At 66.4% G+C, this 14,134-nt stretch carries 15 protein-coding genes; 6 read left to right on the top strand and 9 right to left on the bottom strand.

Annotated elements, in window-relative coordinates:
• Window positions 1-198 precede the first annotated feature (198 nt).
• Together M2334_RS03795 and M2334_RS03790 are read right to left on the bottom strand one after the other, a co-directional pair.
• Window positions 199-3,408 carry an autotransporter domain-containing protein gene (locus tag M2334_RS03795; RefSeq protein ID WP_264604812.1) on the bottom strand — a complete coding sequence of 1,070 codons (3,210 nt, stop codon included), beginning with the start codon at window positions 3,406-3,408 and terminating at the stop codon, window positions 199-201.
• Window positions 3,409-3,558: 150 nt separating this feature from the next.
• A complete protein-coding gene (locus tag M2334_RS03790; RefSeq protein ID WP_264604811.1) occupies window positions 3,559-3,918 on the bottom strand; it encodes a c-type cytochrome in 360 nt (119 codons plus the stop codon).
• Between the two features lie 169 nt (window positions 3,919-4,087).
• On the opposite strand from M2334_RS03790, the gene M2334_RS03785 reads away from it, so the two are divergent.
• The 4 genes from M2334_RS03785 to M2334_RS03770 all read left to right on the top strand — a co-directional run bounded on the left by M2334_RS03785 (window position 4,088) and on the right by M2334_RS03770 (window position 6,774).
• Window positions 4,088-4,516 (top strand): GFA family protein, encoded by a 429-nt coding sequence (locus tag M2334_RS03785; protein WP_264604810.1) that lies wholly within the window; start codon window positions 4,088-4,090, stop codon window positions 4,514-4,516.
• Window positions 4,517-4,658: 142 nt separating this feature from the next.
• Window positions 4,659-4,880 carry a hypothetical protein gene (locus M2334_RS03780; RefSeq protein WP_264604809.1) on the top strand — a complete coding sequence of 74 codons (222 nt, stop codon included), beginning with the start codon at window positions 4,659-4,661 and terminating at the stop codon, window positions 4,878-4,880.
• 14 nt (window positions 4,881-4,894) lie between these two features.
• Complete coding sequence (rarD, locus tag M2334_RS03775; RefSeq protein ID WP_264604808.1) at window positions 4,895-5,824, top strand: EamA family transporter RarD; 930 nt, start codon at window positions 4,895-4,897, stop codon at window positions 5,822-5,824.
• Window positions 5,821-6,774, top strand: a complete 954-nt coding sequence (locus M2334_RS03770) for a DMT family transporter (RefSeq protein WP_264585701.1) — start codon at window positions 5,821-5,823, stop codon at window positions 6,772-6,774. Before rarD ends, M2334_RS03770 begins: the two co-directional genes overlap by 4 nt.
• Here M2334_RS03770 and M2334_RS03765 read toward each other — a convergent pair.
• The 7 genes from M2334_RS03765 to M2334_RS03735 all read right to left on the bottom strand — a co-directional run bounded on the left by M2334_RS03765 (window position 6,737) and on the right by M2334_RS03735 (window position 12,150).
• A complete protein-coding gene (locus M2334_RS03765; RefSeq protein WP_264577419.1) occupies window positions 6,737-7,396 on the bottom strand; it encodes a class I SAM-dependent methyltransferase in 660 nt (219 codons plus the stop codon). The two genes, M2334_RS03770 and M2334_RS03765, sit on opposite strands and share 38 nt — an antisense overlap.
• Window positions 7,397-7,476: 80 nt before the next feature.
• The gene (locus tag M2334_RS03760; protein WP_181560557.1) at window positions 7,477-8,463 is read right to left on the bottom strand and encodes a zinc-binding alcohol dehydrogenase family protein; all 987 of its coding nucleotides are present in this window, start codon (window positions 8,461-8,463) and stop codon (window positions 7,477-7,479) included.
• Between the two features lie 52 nt (window positions 8,464-8,515).
• Window positions 8,516-9,289: an exodeoxyribonuclease III gene (gene xth / locus M2334_RS03755; RefSeq protein WP_181560558.1), complete on the bottom strand. Its 774-nt coding sequence runs from the start codon at window positions 9,287-9,289 to the stop codon at window positions 8,516-8,518.
• Between the two features lie 98 nt (window positions 9,290-9,387).
• On the bottom strand, window positions 9,388-9,711 hold the full coding sequence (gene erpA / locus M2334_RS03750) for an iron-sulfur cluster insertion protein ErpA (RefSeq protein WP_264587808.1): 324 nt from the start codon (window positions 9,709-9,711) through the stop codon (window positions 9,388-9,390).
• Window positions 9,712-9,833: 122 nt separating this feature from the next.
• Window positions 9,834-10,523, bottom strand: a complete 690-nt coding sequence (locus M2334_RS03745) for a M23 family metallopeptidase (RefSeq protein WP_181560560.1) — start codon at window positions 10,521-10,523, stop codon at window positions 9,834-9,836.
• 92 nt (window positions 10,524-10,615) lie between these two features.
• On the bottom strand, window positions 10,616-11,422 hold the full coding sequence (locus M2334_RS03740) for a ferritin-like domain-containing protein (RefSeq protein ID WP_264604807.1): 807 nt from the start codon (window positions 11,420-11,422) through the stop codon (window positions 10,616-10,618).
• On the bottom strand, window positions 11,413-12,150 hold the full coding sequence (locus tag M2334_RS03735) for a sulfite exporter TauE/SafE family protein (protein ID WP_264571240.1): 738 nt from the start codon (window positions 12,148-12,150) through the stop codon (window positions 11,413-11,415). Before M2334_RS03735 ends, M2334_RS03740 begins: the two co-directional genes overlap by 10 nt.
• A gap of 189 nt (window positions 12,151-12,339) precedes the next feature.
• Here M2334_RS03735 and M2334_RS03730 point away from each other — a divergent pair, with 189 nt between their 5' ends.
• Both M2334_RS03730 and M2334_RS03725 read left to right on the top strand, forming a co-directional pair.
• Window positions 12,340-13,560 (top strand): MFS transporter, encoded by a 1,221-nt coding sequence (locus M2334_RS03730; protein WP_264593901.1) that lies wholly within the window; start codon window positions 12,340-12,342, stop codon window positions 13,558-13,560.
• An 86-nt stretch (window positions 13,561-13,646) separates the two neighbouring features.
• Complete coding sequence (locus M2334_RS03725) at window positions 13,647-14,129, top strand: UPF0262 family protein (protein WP_181560564.1); 483 nt, start codon at window positions 13,647-13,649, stop codon at window positions 14,127-14,129.
• Window positions 14,130-14,134 lie beyond the last annotated feature (5 nt).

The raw sequence follows: 14,134 nt of genomic DNA, 5'->3' as shown, positions 1-14,134 counted from the left end.
AGGGCCGGCGCGGCCTACTCCACACAGGCTCCACGCCCCGTGAGCGAACGGCGCAAGGGGATTGTGAGCCAGCATGCGTGCAGCGGTCGATCGCAAGGACGGTCATCTCCATTCAACTCCGGGTTGGGCAAGAGGGAGTGGGGGTGGTGGGCACGGTTCCACGCTCCCTCTTGCCCGCACATCGGCCTCAAGAACCGCTTAGAGGCCGATGCGAAGACTGGCGCGCAGCGACAGAGCCCAATTGCCCTGATACTGCTCCGCGCCGAGTTCACCGCCGATCTGGAAGCCGCTGTTGCCGGCGACGCCGCGCAGGCGCCCGACCCAACCGCTTTCCCGATCATCGGGCAGCAGCGTGAACGCCTCGCCACCCTTGAACTGTGCCACCGTGGTGCCGAGATTGCCGCTCACGATCTCGCGGCGACCGGCCTCGACCTCCAGCCGGGACCAGCCGGACCACTCATCCTGGCCGCCCATGTCGATGCCCAGCACCGCCGTCCCGGTGACCGCCAGCTCGTCGCTGGTCCGCGAGCGGACGATGAGGTTCATGGCATCGCCGCCGCCCGTCTCGGTGTAGCCATTCTCCTTCAGGCGGAAATAATCGAGCGCCACGACCGGGCGGAAGGAGATGCCGCCCTGCGACACCCAGTCGTAGGAGAGCGTGCCCATGGCCGAATAGAGCCGGGCATTGCGATCGCTATTGGCGGTCAGTGTGGTGGCAGTGCCATCCTTCAGCCCGTCGAAGCTACGCTTGCCTTCCAGATCGACAAAGCCGACCGACCCGCGCGCCGTCGCCCGCAAGCGCCCGGTCTTCAGGCGCCAGTAGCCGGCGACCTCGATCTGGTTGGCGGTCACCTGATTGGCCGTGTCGCCATCGCGATTGCGGCCCCACAGATAGGCCACCGACGTGCCGAAGCTGCCAAGGCCGGTCTTGATTTCGGCGCCGCCGCCAAAGCCCCAGCCGGAGGTCTCATAGGCCGCCGTGTCACCGCGCCCCTTTTCGACACCCCAAACGAGCTGGTTGATCCAGTAGCCCCATTTGCCTTCATCCTTGAACGGGCCGGTGGGGTCATCCAGCATCCGCCCGAAGGTGCGCGATCCTTGGGTGACGACCTGGAAGGTCCCGCCGGCATGATCCGGCAGGAGCTGGCGCAGGCTGGTGCGGAAGTCCTCGCCATCGGTGATGCCGAGGAAGGCGGTTTCCACCCGTTCGTCCTTGGAGAGGGCGGCATAGATCGCATCGAAGGCCGCAGCCTCCGAGCGGTTGAGGCCTAGGTCCCCAGTGGTCTTGCGGCCGAGGGTCACGCTGAGCGTGTTGGCGCTGCTGCTGAGCGTCGCCTTGTAGAGATAGGGCACCAGCGCGGTTTCGGCATTGAGGTTGCCGGCGCCGGTGAGCGTGCCGGCGGTCAGCACCAGATGATTGCCCACCGCATTCTCAATATCGCTGACCCGCAGCACCAGTCGCGAATCCGCCGCGAAGCTCGCGGTGCCGGCGACCGAGAGATAGGCCGTGCTGTTGCCGGCCGCCCCCAGCGTGATGCCGAGCGCGCCCTTATCGGTCACGGCCAGGCTGCCGATCTGCGCCGGGCCCGTGAGATCGAGCGCGCCGCCCGCAAGGCTGAGCGCCAGCTGGCGGGCATTGGCAAAGGTGCCGGAATAGACGGCGGTGCCGCCAATCGAGAGCGTGCTCGCGGTGCCTCCGAAATCGGTCGTGCCCTTGAAGCGCGACGTGCCGGCAAGGCTCATCGTGCTCGTGCCGGTGCCGAAGGCGACATTGCCGGTATAGACCGCATCGCCGCGTAGTTGGAGCGTGTCGGCTCCGGCGCCGAAGCTGGTGTTGCCGGTGACCGTGCCGTCCGCAATGTCGAACACGTCATTGCCGCTGCCGAACCGGACATCGCCCACAATGCTGGGCGCGGTGGCGCTGGCGGCGACCTCGGTCTGTTTGACGGTCACGCCGCTGCTGTTGGCGGTGAGATCGATAGCGATGTTGCGCCCCGAATCCGCCTTGGCGCCGGTCGCCGAGATGGCGCCGCTATTCTCGATCAGCGTCAGGCCGCCCGAGGCGTCGACGATGGCGACCGCGCTGCCGGCCTCGCCGGTCGTCGCCTTGATCGTGCCGGCATTGCGCAAGGTCGGCAGGCTGGCGCCGGCATCGACGCGTACGGCGGTCGCCGTCGCGCCATCCTTGCTGGTGCCGGTCGCCTCGACCTTGCCGGTAACGTGCAGCAGCGGCGTCGACGCCCCGGCGCCGAGGCGCAGGGCCGTTGCCGAGGCATCGCGGGCGGAGGCCTCGACGCTGCCACTGATGCCGATGCCCCCGGCGATGGTCACGGCGCCGCCCTGCCCGCCGACGAGCAGGCCATTGCCCTGCACGCCGGTGTAGAGGCCGCTGCCGGACACCGTGCCGTCGATGATCAGGCCATAGCCGCTGCCCGTCGCCGGCACCGCACCGATGGCGATATCGCGCCCGGCCGCGCCGATCCGCATCGCCGGTGCCGCGCCATAAGAGCGCACGACGGCCGAGCCTTCCTCGCTGTCCTTGATGCCGTCCTTGTCTTCGTCATCATCGGTGGTGCTGGCGTCCTTGGGCGGTACGGCAAGGATGATGCCGCCAGCGACATCGCCTTCCACGATCACGGCCGAGCCGCCCTGCAGCAGATCGTCAGCATCCAGCTTGGAGGGGTCGGACGGCGGCGTGGTGTAGCGATAGCCGGTGGCGCTAATCGCACCCTGAATGGTCAGCGTGCCGCCGACATTGCCGAGGAACGCCGCGCCGACCGCATTGACGCCCTGCGCGCCGACCGTGCCGGCAAGGCGGACATTGCCGCTGATGTCTCCGGCCTGCACGCCGATCGCACGATCGCCCAGCACGCTGGTCGTGCCATCGTGCGAGAAGGCGCCGGTGAGCGGACCGCCCAGCCGGATACCGAAGGAATCATTGCCCTCGACCTGAATCGTGGCACCGCGCGCCACGGTGATGGCGCCGGAATAGGCGCCCAGCGTGCGGATGCCGTAGCGCCCGGTGCCGACCGCGAACGGCCCGTCGAGATCGCCATCATTGTCGCCGTCGGTGGGCGTGTAGCTCTCATCAATGATGATCTTGCCGCTGTGGACAATGCCGCCCGACGTGCCGGCATTTGCGACGATGCCCGCGGCATTGTCCGCATTGCTGATCTGGATCGTGCCTTCATTGGTGATCTTGTTGGCACTGTTGACCGTGACCGCAACGCTGCCCGCACCGGTCAGTTCGATCGACCCGGCCGAGCCGATCTTGATATCGTCGGCCGCGCCATTGTTGGCGGTGGCCGTCGCGATTGCGGTGGTCCGCTTGGTCGTGATCGAGGTTTCCGCTGACGCCGCACTGGCAAGAGCGAAGGCGCAGGTGGAAGCAAGCAGGAAATGACGCATGAATACTCCGCTGGTCGTTCAGTACCGGGGAGTGTTCCCTCCCCCCTTGACCAGCAGGACGGAGCCGAGGGCATACAGCCTTGGCTCCGACCGATATTCTGCGCCGCGTGACGCGGCGACCGGCGGACTGCGGCGCGCCGATCCCGCAGCTTATTGCGGTTTTGCCGCCACGCTCATCACATAAGTGGCGACGTCGTTGATGTCCTTCTCGCTCAGCTGGCCCTCATAGCCCGGCATGGCGCCGGCGCCTTTCGTGACGCGCTCGACGATCAGCGCATGGGTGAGATTGGCATTGCCATCCAGCGAGGGGCCGATGGGGCCGCTGGCATCGGCTGCGGCCAGCGTGTGACAGGCGCCGCACACGGTGCTCTCGAACACTTGCTTGCCATGGGCAGGATCGCCGGCGGGCGCATCGGCTGCCTGCGCCGGAAGCAGCGTGAACGGCGCCGCGGCGAGCAGCACCGCGATCCCTGAAATGCTCCACATTTTGGCGGCGTTTGCGCGTGTCACAGAAAATCCCTCCGTCCGAATCATTGCCATTCTAATCATCTGCGCCCTAAGTCAGGATCGGCAAAAAAGTCCAGAACCGCGCCTGACACTCAAGGTCTTCGTTCCGACGCCTGAACCGGGGCGGCTGAACGGCGGCTGACGCGCACGGCAAGACGAGAGGAGCAGAGCCATGGGCCAGGCAGACACAACGCGCTTTTTCGACGCGCGCTTTCCGCAAAGCGGCGGGTGCCAATGCGGCGCGGTGCGCTATGAACTGAGCGCGCCGCCGCTGGGCATCTGGGCCTGCCATTGCAGCCTGTGCCGCAAGCAGAGCGGCAGCGCCTTTGGGCTCTCTATGGGGGTAGCTATCGAGAGCCTGGCGTTCACGCAGGGGACGCCGGCGATCTGGACGCGCAACACCGACTCCGGCCATCGGCTCGACTGCCTATTCTGCGCCGACTGCGGATCGCGGCTGGTCCATCGCCGTCATCGACATGAAGGCATGCAGACGCTCAAACCGGGCACGCTGGACGATACGAGCTGGGTGGTGCCGGGTCGCCATTTCTTCGCGGAGACGGCGCTGGATTGGGTGAAGCCGCTGATTCAGGGCACGGACTAACCGCCGATCTAAAACCTATTTGGAATATTTTTTTAGATTGATCATTCCAAATTGACCTATCTGCGCCTGAGGCTGCAAACACCTCAAGTCTCTGGCGCCCCCTGCACTTGCCAATATCCCCGGTCAGGCCCATGGGATGGGAATGCTTTCGCTGCTCTCCATTCTGATCGGCGCGGTCGCGCTGAGTCTTGCCATTCCCGCGATCATCCCCGGCCTTGGCTGGGCCAATTGGGTGATTGTGCCGATGGCCCTGTTCGGGGCGCTGATCGGCCAGTTCGCGGCGGGCACTGGCGCGCGCAATTTCTGCCTCGCCGTCGCCGCCTTCGGCATGTTGCGCCTGTGGGCGGGCGGCGGAATTTTCTGAACGAAAGCGGCAATATGAGCAGCCAATCCACCGACATCGCAGGCGCCGAACAGGCGGCGCAACGACGCGCTGGCCTGCTTGCCGGTGTTGGCGCCTATGCGATCTGGGGCCTGATGCCACTTTATTTCAAGCTGCTCGGCCATGTCTCTCCCTTCGAGATCGTGGCGCATCGGGTGATCTGGTCCGTCGCCTTCCTCGCCATCGTGCTGGCGGCGATGCGGCAATATCGCGCCTTCGTCGCGATCTTCAGACAGCCGCGCATTCTTGCAGCGCTGGCGCTGAGCGCGGTGCTGATCGGCATCAACTGGCTCGTCTATATCTGGGCGGTGGATACCGACCATGTCGTGGCGGCGAGCCTGGGCTATTTTCTCAACCCGCTGGTTAATGTGCTGCTCGGCACGCTGGTGCTCAAGGAAGTGCTGCGCCGCCGGCAGGCTGTCGCCATCGGCATCGCGGCGGTGGGCGTGGCATTGCTCGCCATCGGCGAGTGGCAGACGCTCTGGATCAGCCTCGCGCTGGCGATCAGCTTTGCCTTTTATGGCTTGGTCCGCAAGCTGACGCCGGTGCCCTCGACCTCGGGTTTGGCGGTGGAGACGCTGGTGCTGTGCGCCCCGGCCCTCGCACTGGTCAGCTTTTATGCGGCGCAGGGCACGCTGGCGTTCGGCGACGATCGCTGGGTGACGATCGGCCTGATCGGCACCGGGGCGCTCACCTCCGTGCCGCTGATCCTGTTCGCTATTTCCGCGCGCGCCCTGCCGCTCGTGACCCTTGGGCTGATGCAGTATATCGCCCCCTCGCTGCAGTTCCTGTGCGGGGTGTTCCTGTTCGGCGAACCGATGTCCGCCGGGCGCTGGGGCAGCTTCCTACTGATCTGGGTCGCCCTCGCGCTGTTCGTGTGGGACAGTCTGAGCGGCGCTCGCGCGCGGCGGCGCACGCTGGCATGAGCAGCGCCGCCGCTGCCGCGGCCCCCTCCGCGCCCGCACGCCGCGACCGGCCCCTGTTCGCGATCATGCTGCGGCTGCTGGCGATGATGATGATCGGCGCGACCTACGCCATCGGCAAGCTGCTGATCGAGCGCGGCGCCAATCTGGCCGAAGTGGTGTTCTACCGGCAGCTCTTTGCCTTCCCCGTCGCGGCGATCTGGGCGGTCGCACTGATGGGCACGGCCCTGCTGCCCAAGGCGCCGATGCGCACCCACATCACCCGCACCAGCCTCGGCATGATCGGCATGTTGCTCAACTTCGGCGCGGTCGCATTGCTGCCGCTGGCGGAGGCGACCTCCATCGGCTTTACCATGCCGATCTTCGCCACCATCCTCTCCGCGCTGCTGCTGCGCGAACAGACCGGCGTCCACCGCTGGAGCGCCGTGCTGCTTGGTTTTGTCGGCGTGGTCATCATGACCCATCCGGACTCCGCCAATTTCGCCTCCGCCGGGGTGTTCGTGGCGCTCGGCGGGGCAATGGTGACGGCGCTCGTTGCCATCGTATTGCGCGATCTCGGCAAGCGCGAGTCGGCGCCGATCATCGTCTTCTGGTTCACCCTGCTCTCGCTGCCGCCCCTCGGGCTGATGCTGATCTGGTACGGGCAAAGCCATGATCCCGTCGCATGGCTGCTGTTCGTCGGCCTTGGGCTGACCGGCGGGGCGGCGCAATTGTTCATGACCTCGGCCCTGCGCTACGGGCCGGTCTCCATCGTCATCCCCATGGATTACAGCCAGATGATCTGGGCCACGCTGGCCGGCTGGCTGCTCTGGTCCTACTGGCCGGAGCCTTCAACGTGGGTCGGGGCGGGCCTGATCGCGGCGAGCGGCCTCTACATCGCCTGGCGCGAGCATGTGCGCCGCCGCGCGCTCACCGTCAGCCCGGATGAGGACCGCGCCGGAAGATCAGGCTGAGATTATTGGCCGGCATCTCGACGACGCGCTTCAGCTCGAAGCCCTCGGACGCTGCTGCCGCCTCGACATCGTGCACCCAGCGCAGGCCCCAGGCGGGGTCGCGCGCGCGCAGCGACTCATCGAAAGCGAGATTGCTTGGGGCCGTCTCCGCCTCGCGGCGGAAATAGGGGCCGTAAAGAAAGAGCGGCGCGCCTTCCGGCAACAGCATCGCCGCGCCGTGGAGCAGGCCGAGCGTCGCAGCCCAGGGCGAGATATGCACCATGTTGATGCACAGGATCGCGTCCGCCTCGCCGATCGGCCACGCCTCGGGATCGGCAGCGTCGATCTGCAGCGGCGGAGCGAGATTGGGCAGCGCCACCTCATCCGCCCAGGCGGTGATCGAGGCGCGCGCGACCGGGTCAGGGTCGCTCGGCAGCCAGCGCAAGGCAGGGAAGCAGCGCGCGAAATGCACGGCATGTTCGCCGGAGCCGCTGGCGATCTCCAGCACGAGCCCGGTGGCCGGCAGGGTCTGCGCGAGCAATTGAGCGATGGCATCGCGGTTGCGCACCGTGGCGGGAGCATGACGCTTGCCGCCCCGTGCGGGGGCTTCACCGGTCAGCCAAGGCTTCGACCTGTCATCCATCGATCCATGCTCCCTGTTCAAGCTCACCCTCTATAACAGACCGGGCGACGAAAAGAGGCATCAAACCGACGTAAAATGGCTCAATCCCAGCGCATGACGGTCTTGCCGATCAGCGCACCGGCCTCCAGCGCGGCGTGCGCATCACGCAGCGTGTCGACACTGGCGGTGAGTGTTCGGGTGCGGGTGGAAACCAGCGTGCCCGCATCGACCAGCGCCGCCACCTGCCGCAGAACCGCCTGCTGTTCGGCCATGCGAAAGCCGTTGCTCGACTTGGCGAACATGAACTCCCAGTGGACCGAGAGCGCCTTCTGTTTGAACGGCAGGATGTCCAGCGCGGCGGGATCGTCGATGACCATGAGATGGCCAAAGGGGCGTAGCAGCGCGGGAATGACCGGCAGATAGGCATCGGTATGCGTGGTGCTGAAGATGGCATGGAGATCATGCAGGCCCAGCGCCGCCAGTTCGGGCTGCACGTCACGGCCGATGACATGATCGGCGCCCATAAGCTGCGCGAAGGCGACCGTCTCCTGCCGGGACGCGGTGGCGATGACGGTGGCCGGGGTCAGCGCCTTGAGCAGCTGGATCGCCATCGAACCGACACCCCCTGCCCCGCCGATGATCAGCACGCGGCTGTCCGCATCATAGACGATGCCGCGCTCCAGCATCGCCTCATAGGCGGTGAGCGCGGTCAGCGGCAGGGCGGCGGCATCGGCGAAATCGAGGCTCGCGGGCTTGTGCGCGACAAGGCGATGATCGACCGCTTGCAGGCGGGCATAGCTGCCCGGCCGGTTGAGATCGCCGGCATAATAGACCGCATCACCAACCGCAAAGCCCTGCACCTGCGCACCCACGGCCTCGACGATGCCAGCAGCATCCCAACCGAGCACGACCGACGCATTCGCCGTGCCGCCGCGGCGCTGGCGGATCTTGGTATCGACTGGATTGAGCGCGAAGGCCTCAATCCGGACCAGCAGATCCTGCGGTCCGGGCACCGGATCGGGCAGATCGCGCAGGGTGAGCGCAAAGTCCGTCAGCGGGTGGGCGGCGTCATAAGCAAAGGCCTTCATCGCGGGTCGACTCCTGGCTCCTGAATTGGGCATCTGGTTGGAAAGGGCGCCGTCAGTCCTTCAGGCGGACCCAGACCGGGGCGTGATCGCTGGCTTTCTCCCGCCCGCGATAAGCCTTGTCCACCTGCGCATCGACCAGCCGGTCGGCAGCAGTGGGCGAGAGCAGCAGATGGTCGATGCGGAAGCCTGCATCGCGCTGCCAGGCCCCAGCTTGATAATCCCAGAAGGTCCACACGCCGCCGAGCGGATGGCGGGCGGCCAGCGCATCGGTCCAGCCGTCGTTGAGCAGGGTCTTGTAGGCGGCGCGGCTCTCCGGCTGCATCAGTGCGTCGCTGGCCATGGCGGGCGGCGACCAGACGTCGCGATCGAACGGGATGACATTATAATCGCCGGCGAGCACGGCGGGCACTTCCTCCGCCCAGATCTGCGCCGCGCGGGTGCGCAGCCGGGCCATCCAGCGCAGCTTATACTCGAACTTGGGACCGGGAACGGGATTGCCATTGGGCAGATAGATGGAAGCGATGCGCACGCCGTTCACATCCGCCTCGATGTAGCGGCTGTGCTCGTCTTCCGGCTCTCCCTCGAGCCCGCGCGTCACTTCCTGCGGGGTGGCGCCCTTCGCCAAAATCGCGACGCCGTTAAAGCCCTTCTGGCCGTGCCAGATGGCGCCATAGCCGGCATCTTCGATATCCTTGATCGGGAACCCTTCATCCTGCGTCTTGATTTCCTGCAGGCAGGCGACGTCCGGCTGGGTTTCCGTAAGCCACTCGACCAGGCGCGGCAGCCGCGCCTTGATGCCGTTGATATTGAAGGTCGCGATCCGCATGAACTAAAGCCCTTTTGCCGGCACCTGCCAGTGAGGGTCCGTCTTAGGGAGAAGCGGGGCGCTTCGACAAGCGCGTCCCGGCGCAAACGCTCAGAAAGTCAGACCGAGAAGCTGGTTCCGCAGCCGCAGCCGGCGGTGGCATTGGGATTTTCAACCTTGAAAGCCGCACCACCGAGATTGTCCACAAAATCAACCACGCAGCCGCGCACCAGATCGAGGCTCATGGAATCGACGACCAACTTCACGCCGTCCGTCTCGACCATCACATCGTCCGCCTCGGGCGCATCGGCCAAGCCGAAGCGATACTGGAAGCCGGAGCATCCCCCGCCTTCCACCGCGAGGCGGAGAATGGCCGGCTTGCTCTGGCGCTGGGCGATCCAGGCGACCCGCGCGGCGGCGGTGGGAGAGAGGCTGATATCCATGGCTGCTAGATAGGGCGCACACGCCGCAACAGCAAGCGGCTGCCCGCAAGGGAGCCGCGCCGCGCTTGACGATGGAGAAAGAAAGTCAGGACAGCCTGCTCACCCGAGCGGGCGAGCGGCGATCAACGATCGCGGTTGTCGGTGGGGCGGTTGGCTTCCGGGCCACCCATGGCGACCTGACGATCGCTGTGCTCCTTGGCCTCGGCCAGAGCCAGCTCGTAATTGGTGCCTTCCAGATAGGGCATCGGGTTCACGGCGCTGCCGGCGATGCGGACTTCATAATGAAGGTGGCTGCCAGTCGAGCGACCGGTGGAGCCCATCAGGCCGATGAGCTGGCCGCGACGGACGCGCTCATTGGGCTGGGCGATCAGCTTGGACATGTGGCCGTAGCGGGTCTCGAGGCCGTTGCCATGGTTGATCTCGACGAGATTGCCATAGCCGTTCACCCATTGCGAGCGGCGCACGACGCCATCGGCCGTCGCATAGATCGGCGTGCCGATCGGGCCGGGAATGTCGATGCCCTGATGCATGCGAGCGCGGCCGTTGAACGGATCGCTGCGGGTGCCAAAAGAAGAGGTGAGACGCACATCGTCTACCGGCTGGCGCGACGGGATGGAGGCCTTGCTGTCCGTGCTCTGCTCGGTGGACTGCTCCATCTGGACCATCGCCGAGAAGAGCGAGGCGAACTGGGCGTCGTGGCCGGCATCGGCCAGAGCAGGAGAGGCAACCATCAGACCGGCAATCGCCAGAACCTTCGCGGCAGCTTTGAGGACACCCTCTTTGGCGAAGGTCATAGCGCTCGAATCGATCATTTGGACCCCGTGATGGGCCGTGACCGACCCCTCAATGTTTTTGTGTTTCCGGCTCATGTGAACCGGCTGGGGCTTTTCGAGCGAAGAACGGGTTAAGGCGCAAGAGGCAGGTAGAAATCGCGCGTCAAACCGGCCTGACTCCGCGCTGAGTCGTTGAACGGCGGCTTAACGGCACCGCGAAAGTGGCGCCGAACCAACATTTGGTAGCTTTCCTGCGGGTTTGCGCCGGATCGATTCATCGACCACAAAAACCACTTCGTCCCTGCGCCGACATGACGAACTTCGTCGTCAACGATTCGGGTCAGCATCCGCGCGGTCCGCTCATCGTTGAAATGCCTGAAACGCACGATGGTTTCCGGCGTGATGTCCAGCGCCCGCGCTTCCAGCACCATCGGCACGATGGCGAGGCGGGCCGCGACGTCATGCGCGGTTTCGATCGCGGCCTCCCACAGGCCGTCATGGGCGGGCAGATCGCCATAGGCGCTGCCCAGTTCCTCCAGCCGGCGCGCAAGCAAGGCGAAATGCATCGCCTCGTCGGCACCGACACGCAGCCAGTCGTCGGCAAAGTCGGGCGGGAAGTCCGCGCCAAAGCGTGCGACGAGATCGAAGGCCAGGTCGATGGCGACGAATTCGATATGCGCCAGCGCGTGAATCATGGCGATGCGGGCGCGCTCCGAGCCACCCTTGCCGCGCTTTGGCATGCGGTTGGGCGGCAGAAGCTCGGGACGCTCGGGCCGACCGGGGCGGTCTGGCGGCGGTGTATCGAACCGGTGCGCCAGGCGCCCGAGGCGCCAGTCCCGCGCAGCCTTGCGCGCCGCCATCACCTTCTCGCGCGGATTGCTGCATTGCAGCACTGCAACGCAGGCCTCGCCTAAGGTGGCGGGTTCAGTCAGAGCCATTCCATCAGAGCCTTCCCGATGTAGAGCATGCCAATCGCGGTGACGATCCACGCCGTATAGCGCCGGAAGTGGCCGTCACTGATCCGGTCCAGCAGTCGCCCGCCCAGCATCGTGCCGACCATGGACAGCGGCACCGCGATGGCGAACACCCACCAGGGCGGCATGGCGCTCCGCCCCGCAAGCAGCATCGGCGTTCCGAACACGCCGATCTTCGCGATATGACTGAAAACCTGTCCCGCCGCCTTGGTCGAAACGATCTGGTGGCGAGTGAGCGGGGTGCGGACGAAGAACACGTCCATCATCGGGCCGGCAACGCCCGCCGTCAGGTTGAGACCAGACACAGTGAACCCAGCAAGGAAGGCATGGGAGGGCCGGGATGCATCGAGGGCGATCCACCGGCGGGGCAGCCAGACGACCAGCGGCACCAGCCCGAGCAGCAGGAACAGCAAGGGGCGCGAGGGCGAGAAGCCGACCATGGCGACCACCGCACCCGCAGCAAAAACGCCGAGCGCATAAGTGCGCATGATCGGCCAGACGACATGTTCGCGATGCACCACCGCGCGCCAGCCATTGGCGACAAGCTGGAGGATGCCATGCGTAACGAACGCCGCGGACACCGGCAGCAGGAAGGCGAGGATGCCCATCAGCAGCAATCCCCCCGCCATACCGAAGATGCCGGAAAGAAACGCGGTGGCGAAGGCCGCGATTATGATCAGGACGCCCGTCATCGTCGGCGCGGTTAGCCGCTTTTGGTCGGCCCGTCACCCGCCTGCTTGCCCATCACCAACGCGCCGCCGCATCAGTCTTGCCGGGCGAGAACGACGCGCCTAGGGCGAAACCGTGTGACGGATCAATGATCGCGACAGCACGGAGGGGCCAGGCATGATGAGCGCGCAGCAGATGAGGGACCAACGGCCATGAGCAGCGGGGGCACCTTTTCTCCGTTGCGCCACCGGACCTTCCTGCTGATCCTGCTCGGCAGCCTGTTCTCGCATTTCGGCAATGCCATCCAGTCCGTGGGCGCAGCCTGGCAACTCACCATCACCGGCCAGCCGGCTGACGTCATAGCCCTCGTCCAGAGCGCGACCAATCTGCCGATCATGCTGCTGGCCCTGCCGGCCGGCGCCTGGGCGGACATGTTCGACAAGCGGCTGGTGATGCTCGGCGCGCAGACGGGCATGGTCTCGCTCTCGATCCTGCTGGCCGCGCTCGCCTTTGTCGGGACGACACCTCCGGGGCTGCTCATCGGCCTCACCGCTCTGCTCGCCTGCGGCGTGGCCTGCTTCAATCCGGCGCTGGCCTCCTCCATCGGCAGCATCGTGCCGCGCAACGAACTGGCGGCGGGCGTCGCGCTCAACATCCTCGCCTTCAACATCGCCCGCAGCCTCGGCCCGGCCATCGGCGGCGGTATCGTCGCGCTGGGCGGCGCGAAGGCCGCCTTCGTCGTCAATGCCCTCTCCTATCTGATGGTCATCATCATCCTGCTGCGCTGGCGCACCCCGCCGCCGGCACCGGCCACAAGGCGCCCCCTGCTGACGGTGATCGGCGAGGGCTTCCGCTTCGCGCTCGGCTCCCCGGCGATCCGCACCGTGCTGGTCCGCGCGATCAGCTTCACGCTCGCCGGCAGCGCCGCCTGGGCGCTGATGCCGCTCGTTGCAACGCAGATGCTCGGCCAGGGATCGATGACCTTCGGCCTGCTGCTCGGCGCACTCGGCCTTGGGGCCGTGATCGGCGCGGCGAGCAGCACATGGTTCCGCCAGCGCTTCTCCAGCGAGGCGATCATCCGGGGCGCCGGCCTGCTTTATGGCGCGGTGTGCGTGTGCGTCGCGCTCGGCATCGGGCTGGTGCCCACGCTCGTACTGCTTGTGCTGGGCGGCGCCGGCTGGGTGCAGGCGCTCTCCGGCTTTGCCGTCGCCGGCCAGATGTGGTCGCCCGCCCCGCTTATCGGGCGCATTACCGCCATGGTGAGCAGCCTCACCTTCGGCGGGATCGCGCTGGGGAGCTGGCTGTGGGGCCATGTGGCGCAGGCCCATGGCGTTGCCAGCGCCCTGCTGTTCTCCGGTCTGACGATGCTGGTTCTGCCGTTCATCGGCCTGATCTGGCCGATGCCCCGGCACGAGGGCGCCAAGCCCGCCTGAGGCTCTGCGTTCTCGGAGCCTCCCCCGCCCTCCTGGCCCCACGCTCTTGCCGCCGCTGGCCCACGCGCCTAGGGAAGCAAGGGACCATGGCCGATCCCCGCATCATCGACATCGTGCTCGACGAGAAGACGATATTGTGGCGCAGCGCGGATGTGGAGCAGGAGCGACGGATCGCGATCTTCGACCTGCTGGAGGACAATCATTTCGCGCCGGTGCGCCAGCATGAGGACGGCTATGCCGGCCCTTACCGGGTGTTTCTGCGCGTGGCGGACGGGCGGCTGGTGATCGAACTGCGGCGCACGGACGACAGCGCGCTGGAAGCGATCATCCTGGGTCTCGCCAGCCTACGGCGCGCGATCCGGGACTATTTCGCGATTACGGAGAGCTATTATCAGGCGATCCGCCAGGCGACGCCCAGCCAGATCGAGACGGTCGACATGGCCCGGCGCGCTGTCCACAACGATGCCGCCGAACTGCTGCGCGGGCGGCTGGAGGGGAAGATCGACGTGGATTTCGATACCGCGCGGCGGCTGTTCACGCTGATCTGCGTGCTGCATATCCGCGCATAACAGGA

The organism is Sphingobium sp. B11D3D (genome assembly GCF_025961755.1).
GTDB lineage: Bacteria > Pseudomonadota > Alphaproteobacteria > Sphingomonadales > Sphingomonadaceae > Sphingobium.
Note: the sequence above shows the minus strand (reverse complement) of the source record. Positions and strands in the feature narration are given on the sequence as shown.